The sequence below is a fragment of the Pantoea sp. F_5 genome (assembly GCF_008631595.1).
In the GTDB taxonomy this organism is placed as follows: Bacteria; Pseudomonadota; Gammaproteobacteria; order Enterobacterales; family Enterobacteriaceae; genus Pantoea; species Pantoea gossypiicola.
On record NZ_VWUO01000004.1, the window covers coordinates 232,869 to 257,624 of the forward strand.

Consider the following 24,756-nt stretch of genomic DNA (forward strand, 5'->3'; position numbering starts at 1 on the left):
CATGGAGACCCTGCTGGAAGTGCGCAACCTGAGTAAAACCTTTCGCTATCGCACCGGCCTGTTCCGGCGTCAGCACGTTGAAGCGGTGAAGTCGGTCAGTTTTACCCTGCGCGAAAAACAGACGCTGGCGATTATCGGTGAAAACGGTTCCGGCAAGTCCACACTGGCGAAGATGCTCAGCGGCATGATCGCGCCAACCGAAGGTGAGATTCTGATTGACGATCATCCGCTGACTTTTGGCGATTATGGCTATCGCAGTCAGCGCATCCGCATGATTTTTCAGGATCCCTCAACCTCACTCAATCCGCGTCAGCGCATCAGTCAGATTCTGGAATTTCCGCTGCGACTCAATACCGAACTGGATGCAGAAGCGCGCGAGAAACGCATTATCGCCACCCTGCGCCAGGTGGGATTGCTGCGTGATCATGCCGGATATTATCCGCACATGCTGGCTCCCGGGCAGAAACAGCGTCTGGGTCTGGCGCGCGCGTTGATCCTGCAACCTAAAGTGATTGTGGCCGATGAAGCGCTGGCCTCACTGGATATGACCATGCGTTCCCAGCTGGTGAATCTGATGCTGGAACTGCAGGAGAAACACGGAATCGCCTACATTTACGTCACTCAGCATCTGGGCATGATGAAGCATATCAGCGATAAGGTGCTGGTGATGCATCAGGGCGAAGTGGTCGAGCGCGGCGGCACGGCTGATGTACTCGCTTCCCCGCTGCACGATCTGACCCGACGCCTGATCAGTAGCCATTTTGGCGAAGCCCTGAGTGCCGAAGCCTGGCGGCGCGAGCGCTGATTTTTGCTGCATATCGCGGAAATTGCGGGCCGATTTACCTGATTTATAAGAGACGTGCTAGAATCCGCACGTCGATTAACGTCGGTCGCTTACTTTTTAACCACGCGACCGCCAACTACAATGACCATAAGGATTACAGCTATGGGTTTTCTTTCCGGTAAGCGCATTCTGATTACTGGCGTTGCCAGTAAACTTTCCATCGCCTACGGTATTGCACAGGCGATGCACAAACAGGGCGCAGAACTGGCTTTCACCTACCAGAACGACAAGTTAAAAGGTCGTGTGGAAGAGTTTGCTAAAGATTTGGGTTCAGACATCGTGCTGCCATGTGACGTCGCAGAAGATGAGAGCATCAAATCGCTGTTCACTGAACTGGCAAAAACCTGGCCGAAATTTGACGGTTTCGTTCACTCTATCGGCTTCGCGCCTGGCGACCAGCTGGATGGCGACTATGTGAACGCCGTTACCCGCGAAGGCTTTAAAATCGCGCATGACATCAGTGCTTACAGCTTCGTTGCGATGGCGAAAGAGTGCCGCGAGATGCTGAATCCAGGCTCCGGTCTGCTGACCCTCTCTTACCTGGGTGCTGAGCGCGCAATCCCGAACTACAACGTAATGGGTCTGGCGAAAGCGTCGCTGGAAGCTAACGTGCGTTACATGGCAAACGCGATGGGGCCTGAAGGCGTGCGTGTTAACGCCGTTTCTGCCGGTCCAATCCGCACCCTGGCCGCATCAGGCATCAAAGATTTCCGTAAGATGCTGGCACATTGCGAAGCGGTGACCCCAATTCGCCGTACCGTTACCATCGAAGATGTCGGCAACTCAGCAGCATTCCTCTGCTCTGATCTGGCTGGCGGCATTACCGGTGAAGTGGTACACGTTGATGGCGGCTTCAGCATCGCCGCAATGAACGAACTGGAACTGAAATAAGTTCTGTAAGGGCGAGCCTGGCTCGCCCTTCTCATGACGCCGGTTTTGCCCTTCCCGCCTGATTTCGCTGCCGTTATACCGTAACGCTATTAATTATCACCGATCATTCTTTTGTCCCGGACTGCCCATCAGCGACGATAAGCCTGCCCTTCGGTTTATGCACATTTTCAGATTGTGCCGCCTGCATGCCGAACCTGAATTTGCAAAAGGATTGATCATGGAACAACGCCGCTACCCGGGCCATAACCACTGGTTTTACGAGAGCCAGACCAGTCCACGTACCGCTCAGGCCGCACCGCTGGTGCCAGAGGCCGCCCATATCGACGATCGTTTCCTGCTGGGCTGCTATACCGATAACGCCGTGGTGCAGTCATTGCTGCGCACGAATCAGCCGGCCCTGCTGGCAGCACGCGATCTGGCACAGTTGCTTTTTCCCGATCGCGTTGTCACCTCGCTGACGCACACCTTAACCCTCTACGACCGCCTCAGCACCGCGCTGACCGTGGCGCAGGTCGCGGGTGTGCAGCGGTTGTGTAACCACTATTCTGCCCGCCTGAATCCGCTGCCCGGCCCTGACTCTTCACGCGAGAGTAATAACCGCCTGACCCAGATTACGCAGTATGCGCGCCTGCTGGCGATGCAGCCTGAGCTGATTAACGCCAGTGCGATCACCGCTCTGGATGCCGTAGGCCTGACCGAACCCGATATTGTGACGCTGAATCAGGTGATCGGATTTGTCAGTTACCAGGCGCGCGTCGTCGCCGGATTACAGGCGCTGCAGGCCCAGCCGGTACGCTGGCTACCGGGCAGCACAGCACCACCCGACGCCGAGGCCACCGGTTTTGACCAGCCTGCCCACTGGCAGCCCGTGCTGAAGCCGCTGGAGCTGCGGTATGCCAGTGCCGAGCAGCTCGCTGCCGTTACCCGCTGTCAATCTTTGCCCGGCATGCAGGATGCGGTATGGTTGCTGGCTCACGATCCGTCTGCGCTTTATGGCTGGGCGCAGCTGCGTCAGCATCTCTCGCAGGAAAACACCCTGGCAGAGGCGACCGCCGCCCGTATTCTGGGCAGTCGCTGGGCGTTCCGGCTGCTGGCCGGGAGTGACGTTTTAATCGACGGTGTGGACGGAGTTTCTCAAGGTGAAGAGCAGCAGATTATTGCGCTGGCAGCGCAGCTGACCCGCTCACCTGAGCGATTCAGCGCGGCTCACCTGCAACCGCTGATGGAGGCGGGCTGGGAGCCTGAGGCACTGTTCGCGCTGATTCAGCTTGTCGCGATAGGAAACTGGAACAGTCGCCTGTTTTACGCACTGGGCGAAGCGCATTAGCCGCGCTAAATCGGCAACAGACCACGCGCTTCGTCAAAAAAGTGCTGAGCCAGCGGTGTGGCCCGGCCAGGTTCGGCAATGACCAGCGCCGCCTGGCGCGCCATCGGCGGCAGCGTAATGGCGCGCTGCTGCAATCCCTGTAATGAAGCGGGAAGCAGGTGACCGACCGGCGAAACCAGCAGCCCCAGACCAACCTGCGCGCACTGCATCAACTGCATGATAGAGGCGCTCTCCACGATAACCCGCGGCACCAGCGTCGCTTCGCGGAAAGCCATATCAAGGTAACGACGGAAATAGCGCGTCGGCTCCGCCAGACAGAGCGGCTGCTGTGCCAGTTCGTCCAGCGTAAGCGGCGTTTCTCCCACCAGCGCCGGGAAATGGTCGGGATGGAATACGGCTTCAACGCCCCGATCGGCCAGCATCTCGGTCTGGAAATGAAGCTCCCGCAAGGTTGCCATCTCAAAAAAACCGATGCCGACATCCACGGTGTGGCTGTTTAACGCTTCCAGCAGCTGGTCAGCACTGAGCACCGCAATGCGATAGTCGAGCTGGGGATAGCGCGCCTGCACGGCTTTCAGCAGAAGCGGCAATGCTACGCTGCACTGCGGCACCACGCCAACCCGCAGCGTACCGTTCACCCCATGTTTCAGCGATTCCACTTCCAGCTTCAGCCCCTGATAGACCGAAACAATTTCCCGCGCCCACGCCAGCACCCGATCGCCCTCGGGCGTAAATCCGGCAAAGTTGTTGCTGCGATTAATCAGCGGCAGGCCCAGCTCGCGCTCGAGATTTTTCAGACGCATGGAGAGTGTTGGTTGTGTAACAAAACTGGCTTCCGCGGCCCGTCCGAAATGACGTTCCCGCTCCAGGTTACACAGGTAAATAAGTTGTTTAATGTCGATGTTCTTTTACCATCAGTAACTTACAGATTAATATTTCAGAAGGGCATACTTTTATGCACTAAACGATGGATTAAAATTTAATTACCCACTTGCTGCCATTATTACGTTTATCTTATGCCTAATGCAGCCATGCTTCAAACTGGCAGAATCCCGCACCGGCAGCCATTGAGTCAATGATCAGTTTGCGTCTGATTGGTTAAACCATACAGGCGAACAGCCATCCTGGAGTCCTTCTCAACTCAGGTCTGACCGAGCTTTCTGGTAAACAAGGCTTTAGAAGCGTTCCGGCTCACTATCAGATCAGGACATGGACACGGTTACGACCTTTATTTTTTGCTTCGTAAAGTGCTTTATCGGCCTGTTGCCTGAGTCGTTGAGCCTCATCTGGATGTCCGTCTGAAATCAGGCTACTGTATCCGGCGCTGAGGGTCACGACATGTTCCGGAAGGCCAGAGCTTTCATGAGGTATCCTGGCAGCCAGGACGGCGTTAACTGCGCGTTCTGCCACCTTTTTCGCGTCGTTTTTTCCTGTAAAAGGCAAAATAATGGCAAATTCTTCTCCGCCATAGCGTGCGACCACGGCATCCTGCCGCTGTGTCATTTCTTTCAGAATGGTACTTACACGCTGCAGGCAGCTATCGCCCGCCACATGCCCGTAGGTATCGTTGTAGCGCTTGAAAAAGTCGATATCAATCATGATGAGTGACACAGGTTCGCCTGATTTCTGAGAGCGCTTCAGGATCTGGTCAAGCATGGCGTCAAACTGGCGGCGATTTGCCAGTCCGGTGAGCCCGTCAATCAGAGCCAGAGACTGCAGCGTATGATTGATTGTGGTCAGTTCATCCCGGATTTGTGTTAGTTCCAGCTGATTCTTTACGTTCTTTTTCACCTGCCTGAGAACAACCATCCCCATACCTGAAATCATGACCAGCAGGATCAGATTCAGCAGGACGTCGATAATATTGGCTGCGAACCAGTCTTCATGGATCTTATCGAGGTCATATCCTGCAGTGACAATAAGCGGATACTGCTCAAGACGGGCGTAACCATACACCCGCTCTACCCCATCCAGTGCTGAGCGCCACGTTGCACTGCCGCTAGAGGATGTTTTCAGGACAGTTGTGAACAATGGACTTGAGGACAGACTCTTGTTTATGGCTGTATCCGGAAAAGGCCGGATATATAGCACGGATGTATCAGCCAGAATCAGCCCCAGAACATCGCGTTCACCCAGCGTATAGTAACTGTAGAACTGCCGGAAATAGTCTACTTTGACCGTCGCCAGCGCCACCCCGGCAAAGTTTCCTGTTGCATCGTTAAGACGCAGTGATACCGGAATAACAAGGTCACCGGTTGATCGGCTACGGATAACACGGCCAATCCGTACCCGGCTATCGTCATGGGTGCGGTGCCAGACAAAATAGTCACGATCGGCGTTGCTTCCTTTAGCCGGAGCATAGTTGCCCGAGGTGGCCAGCCATCTGCCCTGAGCATCATAGATAAACAGGCCGTGAAGCTGACGCAGTTTTCCCTGCTGCTCCTTGAGCTGATAGGCGAAGACGGGCGTTGACGCATACTCCAGTCCGTTCAGGCTGAGCTGCCTGACGGCATCAGCCAGCGTAATATCCACCTGAAGAAAGGCATCTTCTGCCTGTTTAGCCAGCGAAACAGAGAGGTTGCGGGCATCATCTTCACGTACTTTCTGATTGTGCTGCCATGAACCCCATAGCGTAAATATATTGATGACCACGACAGCAAACACCGTAATCATAAGGAAAAGGGTCATGGTCCGGCCAAGCGAATTATGCAAACCGGATGATTTGAAACTTTCGGGTGTTTTCTTCAAAGCTATTTTTCCAGTCCATGCTGATACTGAAAAATAATTTATGAATCAAATAATCGCAAGCAAGCCGGTATCGCTTACCTCCTTTTATCTTCGTTACTGAACGCACCGGGTATAGCCTTGCCAGCCAGGTCATAAGGGCGTTTAAGGATCAATGCCGGGGCTGGCAGGCCTTAGCAGGCAGAGCGGGTTATGGCGCTCCTGTGCTCACGCGTGGAGTCAGTCCGGCCCACTATAAAAACTTCTTCAGAGAGACGTCAGCATGAAGAAAGATGCCCCTCAGTCGATATTTCCAGCCAGTACTGAAAAAGGCGTCCGGTCAGCAACACGGTGTTTACCGGACGGCTTCATTACGTATTAGCCGGTTAATCCGGTTACATCGCCATATGCTCGGCAGACTTCAGATGCTGTTCTACTACAGGGGTATGTTCGTCTGCCAGTGTCTTCACATCCGGATCTTTTATATTCACGGCATCACTCTTCAACGTCGAAAGCACCATTTTATGGTCCATTACGCCTGCGTTTTCCATATACATTTTGTCAAATGCGCTACCGCTCTGCTTTTCCAGCTTATCGGCTATGGCCTTGTGTTTAGCATCCGGTTCAGCAGGCAGTGTCACGCCTTTTTGCCGGGCAACCGCCTTAACTTTAGTCAGGGCGCTACTGTGATCATCGACCATTTTCTGAGCAAACGTTTTAACGTCCGCGCTTTGCGTTTTGCTCAGCGCGATTCTGGCTGCGGCAACTTCATTAATATTTGCCTGCGCCATATCTTTCAGCGCTTTTTCATCGCCCGCGCTCAGCTTGCCTTTGGCAACGGTCTGCTCTGCATTCCCGCCCTGCGGGGCGCTCGTTTCAGTCTGAGCCTGTACGCTGACAGCGCTGAACAGAGTGACGACTGCTGAAATAGCCAGCAACTTGAGGGAGTGATTCTTTTTCATTGTATTCTCCTGAATATCACGAAGAGACCGATGGCAAATAACGCTTTTCAGTACCGACGTGAAATAACACATGTAATGGCCCATAAAGTGGACCACCGATTTTAAGAAAGCCGTCAGAATGTTGTTCTGCCACGGTATGGCTGCAAATTACCCAGGCAGACAACAAAAAAGCAGGCAGAAGGTTTCGGACAGATCACCTTTAAATTAAACCTGACACCATTCTTTATTTTAAACACGATCCTCCTGCGCCTTACCTCTTCGACTGACCGAGCCGCCTTTACGCCCGGCCTCAACCGCCCTCTCAGGGTTATTTTTGAAATTTCCACTGCTGGCCTTGCCTCCTTTACTTCCCGCTTCCGCTGCACGCTGTGGATTTTCTGCAAAATTACCTGCTCCGCCCCGATGATTCGTCATATTATTTTCCTCATATATCATTTTTAAATAGGGTTTACTCATTAAGCGTGGTTGTCTTTGCAGATAATCACAAACATAAACAGATAATTGCAGCAGAACAAAAACAATAAAAAAGCCTTCCGTTCCGCTTATAAAAGAATTTTTATCTATCATAAGCAACAGCTTCGGAATAAAGATTGTACAAAAAATAAATTATTGTACAGATTAATTTAAGTTTTTTTTGAGATAATTCTTATAAGCCACGCTTTCCTCATCGGCATTTTAATCAGTCATTATCAATTTATGGGCTGGCATAAGGGTGTACCGCCTGCCGTGCCTGTTATATTGATGACTTTCACCGCAGCAACGGTTTTTAAAAATCCCGACTGAACCTGCAAAAGAAAGTGTGCGATCTGTCGCTTACTTTAAATAGTGCCTGATTCTGTGGAATGATGAACCTGCTTCAGACGGGCTGAGCTCTCTGAAACTTCAGCACCGGACCTGTTTCCGGTTTCACTGGTACAGCAGCAACTCAGTTACACATTGTCCAGAGAGCTGGTTTTATATTGCGCGGTTTTTATACAACTTAAGCGCAGAATGAATGTGTTTACAGTCAATTTGGGCCAGACCAACTCAAAGGAGAATGCAAACCAGCCTGCAGACTCTGAACGTAAACCCTCTGTAACTCTACAGCGCCATGAAAAAAACTGATGGTTCAGGATTCTGCAGAAAGTGTGGGCTTGCATAAAAACCAGAGCGGGATAATTAGGGCAAAGACAAACAATAAAATAGTGGCATGACCGAGCGGGTCATTAACTCAATGATTTATTGATTTTTATAAGAGTGTTCAAAGATAAGAAGGAACGCTGACGGGCAGGCGATGTTTTCTCAGTTCACTTTCCAGGTTAATCATTATGTCATGCCGATGTTAATTATCCATCAGCACATTTAAGGATGTTACCGCCCTGATGACAGCGTCAACCAGAAAATATTGCTTATTATTCAGCTATAGCTCAGATTATTTAACCACAGGGTCCATCTGTGTTCGCGTATAAGCCGCAGAGATAATTGTCTGCTTAGTTAAGTATGCCCTTTGATTTTACTGGCCTGGTAAAAATGGCATTCAGCGCCAGACAGAGTAACCCGCCCCCCACTGGCAATAAAAAATCATAGCTGAGCAATCTGTAAAGTCCTATACCGGCAATCCCTCCAGCCAGAAACGAGAGCAATGTCAGGCAATGCAGCCTCAACCGGCTCAGCCAGGTCGGCGCATCTTTTGGTGAAGCTTTGCGCCGCAGCACCTCAAACAGCATCGCCAGCTCGATTCCGATATCGGTCGCCGTACCGGAGATATGAGTGGTGCGAACGCGGGCATTGGAGATCCGCGTTACCACCGCATTCTGCAGCCCCATCAAAAAACTCAGACTCAGGATCAACACGACACCGGGCGACAGCGGCGGAAAGTGTTTCTCGATTACGCCCAGCGTAATCAGCGCGATGCCCTCAATCAGGATAACGAAGGCATAGATAGTACGGATATTTCTGCGGTGCCCGGCATTAATCATCAGCGTTGAAAACATTGAGCCCGCAATAAACAGCAGGACGACTGACAGAAAAAACAGGCCTGGCCCCAGATTCGCTTTTGCCAGATGATCGGACAGCAGCGAGATATTTCCGGTCATGTTAGCTGAAAAGAAACCGACAATCTCAAAGGCGGCGGTATTCAGCGCGCCTGCGGCAGCGGCAAGCGTGCAGGCCAGTCGGGTATCGGCGCTGATGCTGCGGGCACTTTCTGTGCTGATTAGCATGAAAACCCCGTATTCAGTGGAAAACCGTATAATCCGCTCATTCTGCCGCCGTCACAAGGCGCTGAATCAAACATGCTCTTCTCTGCCTGACGCTATTCATCACAGCATTCCGCGCTGCATAGACGCCGCGCGGAAGAAACCGATTAGCTGTTTGCCAGACGGAAGGTGGAAACCGACTGCGTCAGGTACTGCACCTGCTCCTCCAGCGAGGCTGACGCCGCCGCAGATTCCTGAACCAGCGCCGAGTTCTGCTGGGTGACGCTGTCCATCTCGGTGACCGCCTGTTCAATCTGACCGATGCCGCGACTCTGTTCATCAGACGCGGTAGAGATGTGCTCCATCAGCAGATTCACGCGGCTGACCGAAGAGATAATCGCGCTCATCGCTTCGCCCGTCCGGCTGACCTGATCGGAACCAGCGTGGATGATGGAGACAGATTCTGCAATCAGCCCCTCAATCTCTTTGGCTGCGGTAGCACTGCGCTGGGCCAGATTACGCACTTCCCCTGCGACTACCGCAAAGCCACGACCCTGCTCACCTGCACGGGCGGCTTCGACGGCCGCATTCAGCGCCAGAATGTTAGTCTGGAAAGCGATACTGTCGATAACGGTCGTGATCTCTTCAATCTTCTTCGAGCTGGCGTTAATCAGCGCCATCGATGTCACCACTTCCTGCGAGACTTTTTCGCCACTTTCCGCATTTTTCACCGCTTCACTGGTCAGACGGCAGGCTTCAAAGACGTTTTCAGTGTTCTGTTTCACCGTTGCGCCCAGCTGCTCCATGCTGGCTGCGGTTTCCGTCAGCGCGGCGGCCTGCTGTTCGGTGCGCGAGGCGAGATCGATGTTACCCGCCGCAATTTCCTGCGAGGCGGTGGAGACTGAGCGGGTTGAATCTCGTACCTGCAGAATAATGGCGGTCAGCGCGCTGCGCATCTGCTCCAGCGAACCCATCAGCATCTGAATCTCACTGCGTGAACCCGGTTTCACTGGCACGGTGGCATCCAGAACGCCTGCCGCAATCAGCTTACAGTGTTCCTGCGCATCATTGATTGGCGAAAGCACATAGCGCTTCATGAAGATGTAAATGGCGATGATGATGCCGAAAAACAGCACGCCAAAGAGACCCAGCAGGGTAATACCCGAAGTGAAGTGACTCTGTGCGTCGTTGTTGAGCTTTTTGGCGTAGGTTTCGTGCTGGGCCAGTACACGGTCCAGAATAATTTCATACTGGCGGTCAAGACGAACCACGGTCGGGATCTGATTTTTAAAACGCACCTGATCGTGCGCCTCTGCTGCCTCAATTAACGGCTGCAACCCCTGCTGACGATAAGCCTGATAAGCCTGGCTATAGGCATCTGCCTCCGCCTCTTCGCCCGGCAGACGCGGCGCGTTCATGTAGGCCTGAAAGGCGGCATCCGCTTTTCCGGCCACGGTCCGCACGCTGTCCAGCGTGGCGGGATTGCTGGCGTCACTGCCCTCAATCTCCTTCATGTACTCCATCAGACGAACACGCAGCGTACGGCTGTGGTTGATCGGGTCAATGACCGAAAGCACCACGCGGATCTCTTTGTTGACCGCGTTCAAAGATTGATTGCTCTGAATCAGCAGCCAGGTACTGATTGCCACGCTGGTAAGAAACAACGCCAGCAGGAAGGTGAAGATAATCAGGGAGGACTTTTTTAACGACATCGCGAAGTTCCGAAAATAAGGAGGATAAGTCGCTATATCGGCATAAAGATGCGGCCCATTAGGGCTGTGCTTTTTTTAGTTACAATAAGCGGAACGGCAGCGTTCAGTATATGTGCAGGGAAATGTGCTAACCGCCCGCGAGCGCCGGACGGTTAGCCTGGTCATCAAGCCTGAAGAGAGAGTCGTTACGCAACACCCAGCGCCATTTTCACTTCGTTAGCGATCTTCTCGACCTGAGGACCGTAAATTACCTGAATGTCATGGGCGCTGACGCGATTCACCCCGTTAGCACCAGTGCTCATAAGCGTCTGATCGACCACCTGATTCATCTCTTTGACCCTTACCCGCAAACGGGTAAAGCAGCAATCGACATCTTCAATATTGGCCTGCCCGCCCAGCCCGCTGATAATCACCTGCGTCCGCTCATCCGCCGTGACCTGTTGGGGTTTCTCCTCTTCAGACTCACGGCCCGGCGTCTCGACATGCATTCGCGTGATTACCAGACGGAATGCGTAGTAGTAGATCGGTGCGTAGATGACGCCCAGCGCCAGCGTCCACCACCAGTGGGTTTTCGCGCCGCCCAGCATGCCGAACACCACCAGATCGATAACACCACCCTGCACATTGCCGATCATCAGATGCAGCATCGACATCAGCATAAACGACAGGCCGGTCAGGAAAGCATGCAGCAGATAGAGCACCGGCGAGACAAAGATAAAGCAGAACTCCAGCGGCTCGGTAATCCCGGTGGTAAATGAGGTCAGTGCGCCCGCCATCACCAGCGCTTTAACACGCTGTTTATGTTCGGGCCGTGCGGTGTGGTAGATTGCCAGCGCCGCAGCGGGAAGACCAAACATCATCACCGGAATCTTGCCCTGTGCCAGAAACTGCGTGGCGGTGCGCAGCGTCTCATCGGGTATTGATCCCGGATGGGTCAGCGACGCATTGAAGATGTTCAGCGCACCGACCACCGTCTGACCATCAACTACCGCCAACCCGCCAATCGGTGTAAAGCGCACGGTTTCGTTAAGGATATGGTGCAGGCCGGTGGGGATCAGGATGCGCTCAAAGGCCCCCAGAAGAAATGCGCCGTACTGGCCGCTTTTTCCAATCATCTGGCCAATCCAGGCGATACCCTGCCCGATGGTGGGCCAGACCAGCGCCAGCAATACCCCAATCAGCGGCAGACAGACCACGGTCACGATCGGGACAAAACGCCGTCCGCCAAAAAAACTGATCGCGGTTGGCAGCTGCTGGGTATAGAAGCGATTATGCAGCGCCACCGTGATCAGACCGGCAATCACCCCGCCCAGCACGCTCATGTTGTAGGTAAAGACGCCCAGCATGTTGATATATTCCGCTGAGGTCATCATGGCCGTGGTCTGATCCAGACCCGCCTGCTGCAGCGCGGCCGGTGTAGTAGTGGCCGCCGTAATCCCTTTCGCCGCCAGCGTAGCGCTGATGCCGACATTCATCACGATGTAGCCAATCACCGCGGCAAAGGCGGCAGTGGGTTTTTCCGCTTTCGCCAGCCCGATGGCACTCGCCACAGCAAAGAAGACCGGCAGGTTGGCAAACAGCGCCCCGGCGACCTTGCGGATAAATCCAATGATTAACTGCGGCACCTGCATCTGCGCAAAGGCCTCGCCGGTCACCGCCGGGTTCTGCATCGCTGCCGCCAGCCCGAGGAAAATACCGGCGGCAGCGATGACCGAGATTGGCATCATCAACGCTTTGCCAAATGCATGGATCTGGCTGGTCAGCTGTTTCATGGAGTTGCGCCCTCTCTGAGAGTGAACAGCAAGTATTAGCCTGTTGTGGGGAGAACTCCCGTTATCAGCCGGTTAAAGGCGGGTAAAATCTGACCACCATCACAATTCTGGCCGATGCACGATAAACGCCAGCTATCGCACCATTAAGTCAATCAATTAGACAAGGTATGAGGATATCTGCAGACTTTGTTTCACCATCAGGCTATAACCTGATAACAAACACCAAACAATAATTCCTACTATAAAAAGCCTGCACTCAATATGAAATTTAAACGCCAAATCAAACCCTACCGCGCGGCTGCGGGCGGCTGGGGTTCACTGGAAGCCACCACGCGTTTCGTTCTTGACAGCAAAGCGGCCCTGAAAAATATGCGCAACCTGATGCGCATGAACAAAGCACGCGGTTTTGACTGTCCGGGCTGCGCCTGGGGTGATGACAATAAAAGTACCTTCAGCTTCTGCGAAAACGGGGCGAAAGCGGTGACCTGGGAAGCAACACGCCGCATGGTCGACAGCGACTTTTTCGCTAAGCACAGCGTGACAACCCTCTATACCCAGAGTGACTATTTCCTGGAGTATCAGGGGCGTCTGACCCATCCACTGCGCTACAACGCGGAAACCGACCACTACGAGCCAATCAGCTGGGATGATGCCTTTGCGCTGATCGCGCAGCACATCAAGGCGATGGACCACCCGGACCAGATGGAGCTTTACACCTCGGGTCGCGCCAGCAATGAAGCCTCCTGGCTTTATCAGCTGTTTGGCCGCCTGATGGGCACCAATAACTTCCCTGACTGTTCCAATATGTGCCACGAGGCCAGCGGCACCGGGCTGAAGCGCAGCATTGGCGTCGGTAAAGGGACCATTCGCCTTGATGATTTCGACCACGCTGATGCCATTTTTGTCTTTGGGCAGAACCCTGGCACCAACCATCCGCGTATGCTGCACAGCCTGCGGCACGCTGCCGATCACGGCGCGAAAATCGTCACGTTTAATACCCTGCGCGAGCGCGGTCTGGAACGTTTTGCCGATCCGCAGAAACCGCTGGAAGTGGTGACCTCGAAAGCGGGCAACATCAGCTCCTCTTATTACCAGCCGAACCTGGGCGGTGATATGGCGGCGGTGCGCGGCATGGTGAAATCCCTGCTGGAAACCCATCGCGCGCGTCTGGCAGCCGGTGAAAGTGGCCTGTTTGATCAGACGTTTATCAATGCCAAAACCCACGGCATTGAGGCCTATCTCGACGCGGTGGATAACACCAGCTGGATGCAGATTGTGGCGCAGTCTGGTCTGACTCAGGCGCAAATCCGTGAAGCCGCGGCGATCTACCAGAGCGCTGATCGTGTGATCTGTACCTGGGCGATGGGCATTACCCAGCATAAGCACTCTGTCGACACGGTGCGCGAAATCACCAACCTGCAGCTGCTGTTTGGTCAGCTGGGTAAAAAAGGTGCAGGCCTCTGCCCGGTTCGCGGTCACAGTAATGTGCAGGGCAACCGTACCATGGGTATCGATGAGAAACCGGCTAAAGCCTTCCTGGATGCGCTGGGTAATCACTTCGGTTTCGAGCCACCGCGTGCGCCAGGCCACAACACCGTTGAAGCGCTGAACGCGATGCTGCGTGATGAAGTCAAAGTGCTGATCGCGCTGGGTGGTAACCTGGCTGCGGCTGCGCCCGATTCACCACGCACCGAAGAGGCGCTGTCACGCTGTGGTCTGACCGTGCATATCAGCACCAAACTGAACCGTAGTCATCTGGTGCCGGGTCATGAAGGGCTGATTCTGCCCACGCTGGGTCGCACCGAGCGCGATCTGCAGGCAACCGGTAATCAGTTTATTACCGTAGAAGACTCTTTCAGCATGGTCCACGCCTCTGAAGGTATCGGTATTCCGCTGGCGGAAACACAGCGTTCAGAGACTTCGATTGTTGCGGGTATCGCCCAGGCAGTGCTGGGTGATGCGAAAGTGAAATGGCGCGAGCTGGCGGGTGATTACAACCTGATCCGTGAGCACATTGCCGCGACGATTCCGGGTTTTGCCGACTTCAACGCCAAATGCGATATCCCGGGTGGGTTCTATCTGGGCAATGCAGCAGCGGAATTGCGCTTTAATACGCCAAGCCAGAAAGCGGAGTTCAACGCCTCGGCGCTGCCGACCTCGCTGTTCCCGACGCTGGATCAGGACGTGCCGTTCACGCTGCAGACGCTGCGTTCCCATGACCAGTACAACACCACTATTTACGGCCTTGATGATCGTTACCGTGGCGTGTTTGGTCAGCGTGAAGTGGTGTTCATTAACCCGGACGATATGGCAGACCTGGGCTTCACCGAAGGCCAGAATGTTGATATCGAGACGCTGTGGAATGATGGTATCACCCGTCGCGTCAGCGGCTTCAAACTGGTTCCCTACAATATTCCGCGCGGTAACCTGGCGGCATATTACCCGGAAACCAACCCGCTGGTGCCGCTGAACAGCTTTGGCGATGACAGCGGCACACCGACCTCTAAATCGGTGCCGGTAAAGCTGGAACTCTCTGAGTCACTGGCCGATCAGCGCATCGCCTGATAGCGCCTTCGCCACTCCCTGAAAAGCCGGTTCGTCCGGCTTTTTGCCTTGCCGCGCGGCGTCGATTCGCGTAAAACTGTCAGCCGCAATCAGCCAACGAAACGTAAAAATTATGTTCCAGGATAACCCGCTGCTCGCGCAGCTGAAAGAGAAGCTCCATTCGCAAACGCCTCGTGCTGAAGGCGTCGTTAAAGGCACCGAAAAAGGCTTCGGCTTTCTGGAAGTCGATGCGCAAAAAAGTTACTTCATTCCGCCACCGCAGATGAAGAAAGTAATGCATGGCGATCGTATCACCGCCGTGATCCACAGCGATAAAGATCGCGAAAGCGCTGAGCCGGAAACCCTGATTGAACCGTTCCTGAGCCGCTTTGTTGGCCGGGTCCAGAAGAAAGACGATCGCCTGTCGATTGTGCCGGATCATCCCCTGCTGAAAGATGCAATCCAGTGTCGCCCTGCACGCGATGTCAGCCATGCATTTGAAAATGGCGACTGGGCCGTGGCGGAAATGCGTCGCCATCCACTCAAGGGCGATCGCGGTTTTTATGCCGAACTTACCGATTTTATTGTCAAAGCTGATGATCACCTGGCACCGTGGTGGGTGACACTGTCGCGTCATAACCTTGAACGTGAAGCGCCTGACGTCAGCTTTGGCGAGATGCTGGATGAAAATCTGACGCGTGAAGATCTGACCGCGCTGGATTTCGTCACCATTGACAGCGCCAGTACCCAGGATATGGATGATGCGCTCTATGTGGAAGCGCAGGATGATGGCACGCTGCGTCTGACCATCGCTATCGCCGATCCGACTGCCTATGTGGCGGAAGGCAGTCAACTCGATAAGCTGGCGGCAGAGCGTGCGTTCACCAACTATCTGCCAGGCTTCAACATCCCGATGCTGCCGCGCGAACTCTCGGATGATGTCTGCTCGCTGCGTCCGAATGTGCGTCGTCCGGCGCTGGCCTGCCGCGTCACGGTGGCCGCCGATGGCACCTTAAGTGATGATGTGGCGTTTTTTGCGGCCTGGATTGAGTCCAAAGCCAAGCTGGCCTACGACGACGTCTCGGACTGGCTGGAAAACAGCGGCACCTGGCAGCCGGAGAGTGATGCGATTGCAGAACAGATTCGTCTGCTGCACCGTCTCTGCCTGGCGCGCAGCGAATGGCGTCAGACCCACGCGCTGGTGTTTAAAGATCGCCCGGACTACCGCTTCCTGCTGGGTGAAAAAGGCGAAGTGCTGGAGATCGTGGCTGAACCTCGCCGCATCGCTAACCGCATCGTTGAAGAGTCCATGATTCTGGCGAACGTCTGCGCGGCGAAAGTGCTGCGTGACCGTCTTGGTTTCGGCATTTATAACGTCCATGCCGGTTTCGATGCGACCAATGCTGAGCAGGCCGCCGCCGTGCTGGCCAATCACGGTATTACCGTGGATGCACAGGCGATCACCACGCTGGACGGTTTCCGCATGCTGCGTCGTGAGCTTGATGCCCAGCCAACCCAGTTCCTCGACAGCCGCATCCGTCGTTTCCAGACCTTCGCGGAGATCAGCACCGAGCCTGGCCCCCACTTTGGCCTGGGTCTGGAGGCATATGCTACCTGGACCTCACCGATTCGTAAGTTCGGCGACATGATCAACCATCGTCTGCTGAAGGCGATTATTCGCGGTGAGCAGATTGCCCGCCCGGATGATGCCGTAACGGTGACGATGAGTGAACGCCGCCGCCTGAACCGGATGGCGGAACGTGATGTTGGCGACTGGCTCTACGCCCGTTATCTGGCCCCGTTTGCGGGCACTGACCGTCGCTTCAGCGCTGAGATTATCGATGTGTCGCGTGGCGGTATGCGCGTTCGCCTGGTCGAGTTTGGTGCCGTCGCCTTTATCCCGGCCCCGTTCATTCATGCAGTGCGTGATGAGCTGCTCTTAAGCCAGGAAAATGGCAGCGTACAGATCAAAGGTGAACTGGTTTACCGCGTGACTGACGTGATTGATGTGACCATCGCCGAAGTCCGTATGGAAACCCGCAGCGTTGTGGCTCGTCCTGCCGTCTGAACACAGCGTGATTAAGCTTTAAATCTGGCGGGATAACTTCGGTTATCCCGCCTGTTCCTGCCTATTCTCGTTACGAAAACGTTAAATTTGTACCCCGCTTCACACTTCTCCACTGATTAACTTTCACTTACATTCCATTACATTAAGTTTAACTCGTTGTTTTCGATCGCTTTCCTCTCGGTCCCTACAAGGAGTTAGTCATGAAAAACGTCAAAACCAGCGTCATCTGGTTAGTGGTGGCGTTAATCGGCGCGGGCGCTTTCGCCATGCTGGCCCTCAGCCGCGGCGAACACGTCAACGCAGTCTGGCTGGTGATAGCCGCTGTCGCCTGTTACAGCATCGCGTATCGCTTCTACAGCCTGTTTATCGCCCGCAATATCTTCGAACTGGACGATCGCCGAATGACCCCCGCCGAGCGGCTGAGCGACGGACTCGATTATGTCCCGACCAATAAATGGGTGCTGTTTGGTCATCACTTCGCGGCTATTGCCGGTGCCGGTCCGCTGGTTGGCCCGATTCTGGCAGCGCAGATGGGCTTTCTGCCGGGGACCATCTGGATTCTGGTTGGTGTCATGCTGGCGGGCGCGGTACAGGATTTCCTGATCCTGTTTATCTCAACCCGCCGTGATGGCCGCTCGCTGGGCGAGATGGCGCGACAGGAGCTGGGGGCGTTTGCCGGTGTGGTGACAATGCTTGGCGCGCTGGGCGTGATGATCATTATCCTGTCGGCGCTGGCGCTGGTTGTCGTAAAGGCGCTGGCAAACAGTCCATGGGGCCTGTTTACCATTGCAGCCACCATTCCCATTGCGCTGTTTATGGGCGTTTACATGCGCTTTATCCGCCCCGGTAAAATCGCCGAAGTGTCACTGATTGGCTTTGTGCTGATGATGGCGGCAATTATTTATGGCGGCGACGTGGCACAGCATCCTTACTGGGGCCCCTTCTTTACCCTGAAAGGCACCTCGCTGACCTGGGTACTGGTGATTTACGGCTTTATTGCTTCGGTACTGCCGGTCTGGCTGCTGCTGGCACCCCGCGACTACCTTTCGACCTTTCTTAAAATCGGCGTGATTGTCGGGCTGGCGGTGGGCATTGTCTTTGCGATGCCTGAGATGAAAATGCCCGCGGTGACCAAATTTATCGACGGCACCGGCCCGGTCTTCTCCGGCGCGATGTTCCCGTTCCTGTTTATCACCATTGCCTGCGGCGCGATCTCCGGCTTCCATGCACTGGTCTCCAGCGGCACCACGCCGAAGCTGGTAGAGCGGGAAAGTCATATCCGCTTTATTGGCTATGGTGCAATGCTAATGGAGTCCTTTGTGGCGATCATGGCGCTGATTTGTGCCTCGGTGCTGGATCCTGGCGTCTACTTTGCCATGAACTCACCCGCTGCATTGATTGGCACCACCGTTGAAAGCGCTTCGCAGGTGATCAATGGCTGGGGCTTTGTCGTGACGCCCGAAATGCTGAGCGGTATTGCCCGTGATGTGGGAGAAGGCTCGATTCTCTCCCGCGCAGGCGGTGCGCCCACTTTCGCGGTCGGCATGGCCCACATCATTACTGAGATCTTTAACAGCCGGGCGATGATGGCGTTCTGGTATCACTTCGCCATTCTGTTCGAAGCGCTGTTCATCCTGACCGCGGTGGATGCGGGTACCCGCGCCTGCCGTTTTATGGTGCAGGATCTGGTGGGAACTGTGGTGCCTTCTCTGGCGAACAACCGATCCTGGCTGGGGAACATGGCGGGCACCACCGTCGCGGTCGCGGGCTGGGGCTTCTTTGTCTACCAGGGCGTGGTCGATCCACTGGGCGGCATTAACACCCTGTGGCCACTGTTCGGTATCGGCAACCAGATGCTGGCGTCGATGGCGCTGATTCTTGGCACCGTGGTGCTGTTCAAAATGAAAAAGCAGCGCTACGCCTGGGTGACGATTCTGCCTACCGTCTGGCTGTTTATCACTTCAATGACGGCGGGCTGGCAGAAAATTTTCCACGAAAAGCCCTCCATTGGCTTCCTGGCCCAGGCGAATAAGTTCCGCAAAGGGCTGGATGAAGGCGTGATCATTGCACCGGCAAAAAGCGTGGCGGATATGCAGACCATCGTGTTCAGCAATCAGATTAATGCGGCGCTGTGCGCTTTCTTTATGCTGGTGGCAGTCACGATGCTGGTCGCCGCGTTCTTTGTGATTCGTCGCGCGCTGAACAGTGCGGTGCCGACCACCAGCGAGACGCCTGTGACACTGCGTAACAAGGCGGTGCGTCATGTCTGATGCTATTCATCAGGGCCATCGTCCACAGGGTGAGTGGCAGATTATCCGTTGCCATCTGACCGCTTCGCCGATGCCGCAGGCATTCAGCTGGCGGAGATTGTGGCGCGGCCTGCAACAGTGCTTCCGCTTAATGGTCGGGGTCCAGGATTATCAAAAATATCTGCAGCATATGCGTCTGCATCATCCTGAGCAGCCGCCGATGAATGAGCGCGATTTCCACCGCTACTGCCTGGATGCCCGCTTTCCCAGCCAGGCGGGAAAGCTGGGTAAATGTCCCTGCTGACCGCACGCTACAGCCTCGCATTGCCGGGGCTTTTTTGTGCCATTCTTATCTGGATGGGAAAATATATTTGGTTTGCATCTTGTGCTGGCGTCAGATGATGAATACTGTTGCTAAAATAATGAGATAACGCCTGCAGAGCACTTCCCGGAGGAAGTTTCCATGACCGATGAACACGGGCAAACGTTGTTGTACACTCTTTTTGGTACAACCAGCCCTCATTGGCGTCTGACCGCGGACAGCGATGCATTGCATTTTGCCGAAGATGAGTCATCACAAACCAATATCGCCCTGCCGCTAACTCCCGGCCAGGCCGCAATGATCCGCGCGATGCCGGTCATCACCTCAAGCATTAATCTGACTATGACCCTTCAGGGCATTGACGTGCCAATGCATTTTGTCGGACGCAAAGTGAACCAGGCTTCATGGGCTGGCACCGCCTCTGCCTGGGGTGATACGTCTGCGGTTGCCCGGGATTTAACCCTGGGACTGTCATTCGCTGAACAGGTGGTTTCTGAAGCTAATTCGGTGATTGTGATCCTCGATCAGCGGGGCAATATCCAGCGTTTTAACCGCCTTAGTGAAGAATATACCGGCCTGAATGAGCACGAGGTTATTGGCCGTAACGTCTTTCAGCTTTTTATGACCAAACAGGAAGCCTCACAGTCACGACGCAACATTGCGGGCTTCTTCCGTGACGGTAACTCTTATGAGGTTGAGCGCTGGGTCAAAACCAAAAAAGGTCAGCGACTGTTTCTGTTTCGTAATAAGTTTGTTCACAGCGGCAGTGGCAAAAATGAAATTTTCCTCATCTGTTCTGGCACAGACATCACCGAGGAGCGACGCGCTCAGGAACGTCTGCGGGTGCTGGCAAACACCGATACAGTGACCGGTTTACCCAATCGCAACGCCATTCATCAACAGATTAGCCTGGCGCTGGAGCGATCCGAGGGTGATGAGACCGGCGTGGTTTATCTCGACCTCGATAATTTTAAAAAGGTGAACGACGCCTACGGTCATATGTTCGGCGATCAGTTACTGCAGGCAGTATCACTGGCCATCCTCAGCTGTCTGGGTAAAGACCAGACTCTGGGCCGTCTGGGTGGCGACGAATTTGTGGTGCTGGCTGAGCACACCAGCCAGGCGGCACTGGAAGCGATGTCTTCCCGTATTCTTGAGCGGCTGCGTCAGCCGTTCCGTATCGGGCTGATAGAAGTTTACAGCGGCTGTTCTATTGGCATCGCTTTCGCGCCGCTGCATGGCGACGATCGCGAGAGCCTGATTCGCAACGCAGACACCGCGATGTATCACGCCAAAGAGAACGGGCGCGGCAAGTTCTGCGTGTTTGCGGCTGAGATGAACCAACGGGTCTTTGAGTATCTGTGGCTGGATACTAACCTGCGCAAGGCGCTGGAACTGGATCATCTGCTGGTACACTACCAGCCAAAAATCGATAGCGATGGCCAGGTCCGCAGTGCTGAAGCCCTGGTGCGCTGGAACTCGCCAGAACGTGGTCTGGTCTCGCCTGCTGACTTTATTCCCTATGCTGAAGAGTCAGGGCTGATTGTGCCGCTGGGACGCTGGGTCATGCTCAACGTGCTGAAGCAGATTATCGCCTGGCGTGAGCAGGGCATGTTTCTGCGCGTCGCCGTCAACGTTTCTGCCCGTCAGTTGATTGATCAGAGCATCTACACTGACCTGAAACAGGCGCTGCATGAGGCTAATATCACCGACTGCCCCATCGATATTGAGCTGACCGAAAGCTGCCTGATTGAGAATGAGACTGAAGCGCTGAAGCTGATGAAGCAGTTTCAGGAACTGGGCGCACAGGTGCACCTGGATGACTTTGGCACCGGTTACTCCTCGCTTTCTCAGCTGGCACGCGTGCCAATCAATGCCATCAAACTCGACCAGAGCTTTATCCGCGATATTAACAAGCAGCCGGTTTCACAATCGCTGGTGCGTGCTATCGTCGCCGTCGCCAAGGCGCTCGATTTGCAGGTGATCGCTGAGGGTATTGAAACCCCGGATGAAGAGAAGTTTGTTCTCAAAAGTGGTGTCGATGGGCGTCAGGGTTACTATTACGCAAAACCAATGCCCGCGGAACAATTTGGGCATTGGCTGGCTAAGCATCCTGCCCGCGTTTAACGCTGGTTAAGATTAACCCGCTTTACGCAGTGATGCGCTGTGGCGGTTTTGTAACTGTACCAGGCGTTCCATGTAAGCAATGTCTTTGGGTTCGAGAGTGAAGGCATAATCAACCCAATCCTCAGTGATGTCCATCAGCTCAGCGCGTGACAGTTGCAGCACGCGCTGACGTGCTTTCAGCATCGCCCGTACGCCATTGAGTTTAGGCCGTAACGTATCGATGAAGGTGCGTGTGGCGCGGTAGCTGTCGCCAGGCTGGAAGACTTTATCCACCAGTCCGCGGGTCTCATACCACTCCGCACTATGGGACTCCCCTTCGCAGATTAACTCCTCTGCCAGCTTCATGCCGGAACGACGCGCCACCAGCGAATAGCCGCCCATGCCAGGAAAAAGGTTAAAAGCGATTTCCGGGAAGCCCATCCGCGCGTTGTTCTGCGCCAGAATGAAGTGATGCGCCAGCGCCGCCTCAAATCCGCCGCCCAGCGCACTGCCTTCAATCATCGCCAGCGTCACCGCGCCGGTATCGAAACCACGTGCTGCCGAATGGATACAATCCACACAGGCACGGGCATAAGCTCGCAGCGCCTCACGACGGTTATTGCGAATGCACTCGACGAAGAAGCGCAGATCGCCACCGGCGTTAAACATCTGCGGCACCAGTGAGCCGGTGACCCAGAAATCGATTGGCAGACCGGAGCGCTGAGCGGCATAGCTCAGGTTCATTATCTCCTCAATCAGTTCGTGGTTGAAGCTCGGACGGGGCTGAGCACGCAGCATCATCCACATGGTACGACGCCCTTCTTCGTAATAGGCGACTAACTGCGTGGTGTTGCCGACTTCGGTAAATAATCTGCACGTTGCTTGGTTAATAACTGTCATTGTCTCATCCTCTGTTTATATTTTGATGCGTTAAATACGCCACATCAGCGTAATGCAGAGTGAGGCCAGACCAAATGAGAGATTGATTTACAACACAAAATCCAGAGTGATCCCCGACTGGCGCGTCGGGGATTGATTAGGCGGGTTACTTAATAGCGGCACGCTGTCCGACGGCAACATGAAGACGCTTAAGACGTTTTGAATAGATGGCGGTGATGATGGGCACCAGCACAGAGGTCACAATCACGGAAGTGGCCACCAGCGCTGTGGCCGCCGGGGCAACCGCTTTAAACTGCGGCAGCATTTCGGCAATCAGCACCGGTGTTGCCACCGCCGCGCCTGCCGTACTGGATGCGGCCACGCCAGCCGTGCCATCTCCCCCACCAATCAGCCGATCGGCCAGAATAAGCGGGATACCGGTAATGATGATGACGGCTACCCCCAGCATGATGCCCAGAAGGCCGGTTTCCGCAATCACGCCCAGGTTAATGGTGTTACCCAGTGCAAAAGCGAAGAAGGGAATCAGCGTATGTACCGCTTTGCCGAAGAAGTCGCGCAACTCCGGATCAAGATTCCCTAATGCAAATCCCACCACAAACGGCAGGACTGCGCCGACAAACACGTGCGGCTCAAATGATGCGATACCGGCAGTGCCCAGTATCACCATGGTCATTAATGGCCCGGACTCCAGTGACATCAGCACAAAGGCGCCCGCTTCCTCTTTGGAACCGTACTGTTGCATGATGGAGGCATAAAGACCGCCATTGGTCATATCCATCGCGGCAACCAGCGCCAGCGTCGATAAGCCGGCAAACATCCCCACTTCTACGCCATTTTCCGGCATCACCCGCGAGGCGATTGCGGCCACTACCCATGCCACGGCAATTTTGGTGAGCACCAGCGTGCCGGATTTACGTAGTACCGTTCCGGTGGCGCTGAGCTTTATCGACGCCCCCATGCAGAAGAACCAGACGGCCAGAATGGGCACGGTGCCGGTCATCAGACCGTTGGTGAAAGAACCGAAATATTTCCCGGCCCCCGGCGAGAACGTATGGCAGAGTGCGCCGATAAACAGCGGAATGAGCATCATGCCGCCCGGAATTTTATCTATTGCCCGTTTGATGTGCATATACATGTCACCTTTGCTATGCCAGAGGGTGCCCGGAGGCGATGCAGGCAAAGTAGTGACTTGAAGTAATCAAAACAGTGATCAATCCGATAAAATGAAACACTGTTTTATTTATGTTGATAAGTTGTTTTGATAATTATGATAGGGATCGCCATACCAGTCTCAAAAGAGACTAAAAAAACGGGACGCTATTGCGTCCCGCCTGTTATTTTTGCCCGTACCAGGCATTCTCGCCATGCTTTCGCAGATAGTGCAGGTCAAGCAGCGTCTGGTTAATCGGCGGCAGGTCTGGTGTCAGCTGCTGGCTGAACAGGCCCATATAGGCCACCTCCTCCAGCACTACCGCGCTATGCACGGCCGCATGGGCGTCTTTGCCCCAGGCAAACGGGCCGTGTGAGTTGACCAGCACCCCAGGAATTGCCGAAGGTGACAATCCGCGCTGTGCAAAGGTTTCGATAATCACTTCACCCGTATTCCACTCGTACTCGTGCTGAATCTCTTCATTGCGCATTGCGCGGGTACAGGGGATCTCGCCATAGAAATCGTCAGCGTGAGTGGTTCCCCAGGCTGGGATCGGTCGTCCAGCCTGCGCCCAGATGGTCGCATGCCGCGAATGGGTATGGACAATGCCACCAACTTCCGGCCAGGCGAGATAGAGCGCGCGGTGCGTTGCCGTGTCTGATGAAGGGCGTTTATCCCCTTCCACTACCTCGCCACTCGCCAGATCGACGACCACCATGTCGTCGCGCTTCATCACGTCATAGCTTACGCCAGACGGTTTAATCACCAGCAAACCCTGTTCGCGATCAACCGCGCTGACATTGCCCCAGGTGAAGGTCACCAGGTTATATTTGGGTAAATCCAGATTCGCTTCCAGAACCTGCTGTTTAAGGTGTTCCAGCATGCCTTTTCTCCTGCTGACAATCGTCCCTGAATTTTGCGGAGTCAGACGCCAAAGGGTTATGGAGCAAATGGCTATAAACGCAGAAGGAATGGCTGTGAATCCAAAAATGTGTCGTGATTTAAGAA

General features: G+C 54.5%; 18 protein-coding genes. 8 read left to right on the forward strand and 10 right to left on the reverse strand.

The window, feature by feature from the left end:
* The first annotated feature begins 1 nt into the window (after position 1).
* The 3 genes from sapF to F3I44_RS07740 all read left to right on the forward strand — a co-directional run bounded on the left by sapF (position 2) and on the right by F3I44_RS07740 (position 3,062).
* On the forward strand, positions 2–805 hold the full coding sequence (gene sapF, locus F3I44_RS07730; protein ID WP_013357993.1) for a putrescine export ABC transporter ATP-binding protein SapF: 804 nt from the start codon (positions 2–4) through the stop codon (positions 803–805).
* 141 nt (positions 806–946) lie between these two features.
* Positions 947–1,735: an enoyl-ACP reductase FabI gene (gene fabI / locus F3I44_RS07735; RefSeq protein WP_009090006.1), complete on the forward strand. Its 789-nt coding sequence runs from the start codon at positions 947–949 to the stop codon at positions 1,733–1,735.
* 217 nt (positions 1,736–1,952) lie between these two features.
* Positions 1,953–3,062: an oxidoreductase gene (locus tag F3I44_RS07740; RefSeq protein ID WP_150010275.1), complete on the forward strand. Its 1,110-nt coding sequence runs from the start codon at positions 1,953–1,955 to the stop codon at positions 3,060–3,062.
* 5 nt (positions 3,063–3,067) lie between these two features.
* On the opposite strand, the gene F3I44_RS07745 is transcribed toward F3I44_RS07740, so the two are convergent.
* From F3I44_RS07745 to F3I44_RS07775, 7 genes are all read right to left on the reverse strand, one after another.
* On the reverse strand, positions 3,068–3,964 hold the full coding sequence (locus F3I44_RS07745) for a LysR family transcriptional regulator (RefSeq protein ID WP_150010277.1): 897 nt from the start codon (positions 3,962–3,964) through the stop codon (positions 3,068–3,070).
* A gap of 295 nt (positions 3,965–4,259) precedes the next feature.
* Complete coding sequence (locus F3I44_RS07750) at positions 4,260–5,750, reverse strand: sensor domain-containing diguanylate cyclase (RefSeq protein WP_150010279.1); 1,491 nt, start codon at positions 5,748–5,750, stop codon at positions 4,260–4,262.
* 431 nt (positions 5,751–6,181) lie between these two features.
* Complete coding sequence (locus F3I44_RS07755) at positions 6,182–6,748, reverse strand: DUF4142 domain-containing protein (protein WP_150010282.1); 567 nt, start codon at positions 6,746–6,748, stop codon at positions 6,182–6,184.
* Positions 6,749–6,976: 228 nt separating this feature from the next.
* Positions 6,977–7,162, reverse strand: coding sequence for a general stress protein (locus F3I44_RS07760; protein WP_150010336.1), 186 nt, complete (start codon positions 7,160–7,162; stop codon positions 6,977–6,979).
* 1,055 nt (positions 7,163–8,217) lie between these two features.
* A complete protein-coding gene (locus F3I44_RS07765) occupies positions 8,218–8,949 on the reverse strand; it encodes a YoaK family protein (RefSeq protein WP_150010284.1) in 732 nt (243 codons plus the stop codon).
* A 143-nt stretch (positions 8,950–9,092) separates the two neighbouring features.
* Positions 9,093–10,637, reverse strand: coding sequence for a methyl-accepting chemotaxis protein (locus tag F3I44_RS07770; RefSeq protein WP_150010286.1), 1,545 nt, complete (start codon positions 10,635–10,637; stop codon positions 9,093–9,095).
* A 185-nt stretch (positions 10,638–10,822) separates the two neighbouring features.
* Entirely contained in the window at positions 10,823–12,409 is a 1,587-nt protein-coding gene (locus tag F3I44_RS07775; RefSeq protein ID WP_150010288.1) for a PTS transporter subunit EIIC, read from the reverse strand.
* A 261-nt stretch (positions 12,410–12,670) separates the two neighbouring features.
* Between F3I44_RS07775 and F3I44_RS07780 the strand changes: the two genes are divergently transcribed.
* From F3I44_RS07780 to pdeR, 5 genes are all read left to right on the forward strand, one after another.
* Complete coding sequence (locus tag F3I44_RS07780) at positions 12,671–14,974, forward strand: FdhF/YdeP family oxidoreductase (RefSeq protein WP_150010290.1); 2,304 nt, start codon at positions 12,671–12,673, stop codon at positions 14,972–14,974.
* A 112-nt stretch (positions 14,975–15,086) separates the two neighbouring features.
* Positions 15,087–17,021, forward strand: a complete 1,935-nt coding sequence (locus F3I44_RS07785; protein ID WP_150010292.1) for an exoribonuclease II — start codon at positions 15,087–15,089, stop codon at positions 17,019–17,021.
* A 200-nt stretch (positions 17,022–17,221) separates the two neighbouring features.
* Positions 17,222–19,291: a carbon starvation CstA family protein gene (locus F3I44_RS07790; protein WP_150010294.1), complete on the forward strand. Its 2,070-nt coding sequence runs from the start codon at positions 17,222–17,224 to the stop codon at positions 19,289–19,291.
* Positions 19,284–19,574 carry a YbdD/YjiX family protein gene (locus tag F3I44_RS07795; RefSeq protein ID WP_150010296.1) on the forward strand — a complete coding sequence of 97 codons (291 nt, stop codon included), beginning with the start codon at positions 19,284–19,286 and terminating at the stop codon, positions 19,572–19,574. Before F3I44_RS07790 ends, F3I44_RS07795 begins: the two co-directional genes overlap by 8 nt.
* 159 nt (positions 19,575–19,733) lie before the next feature.
* Positions 19,734–21,719: a cyclic di-GMP phosphodiesterase gene (gene pdeR, locus F3I44_RS07800; RefSeq protein WP_150010298.1), complete on the forward strand. Its 1,986-nt coding sequence runs from the start codon at positions 19,734–19,736 to the stop codon at positions 21,717–21,719.
* Positions 21,720–21,731: 12 nt separating this feature from the next.
* Here the strand turns inward: pdeR and F3I44_RS07805 are convergent, their stop codons facing one another.
* The 3 genes from F3I44_RS07805 to araD form a co-directional block, all read right to left on the reverse strand.
* Positions 21,732–22,598 carry a crotonase/enoyl-CoA hydratase family protein gene (locus F3I44_RS07805; protein WP_150010300.1) on the reverse strand — a complete coding sequence of 289 codons (867 nt, stop codon included), beginning with the start codon at positions 22,596–22,598 and terminating at the stop codon, positions 21,732–21,734.
* A gap of 145 nt (positions 22,599–22,743) precedes the next feature.
* Entirely contained in the window at positions 22,744–23,727 is a 984-nt protein-coding gene (gene kdgT / locus F3I44_RS07810) for a 2-keto-3-deoxygluconate transporter (RefSeq protein ID WP_150010302.1), read from the reverse strand.
* A 205-nt stretch (positions 23,728–23,932) separates the two neighbouring features.
* Positions 23,933–24,631, reverse strand: a complete 699-nt coding sequence (gene araD, locus F3I44_RS07815) for an L-ribulose-5-phosphate 4-epimerase (protein WP_150010304.1) — start codon at positions 24,629–24,631, stop codon at positions 23,933–23,935.
* Positions 24,632–24,756 lie beyond the last annotated feature (125 nt).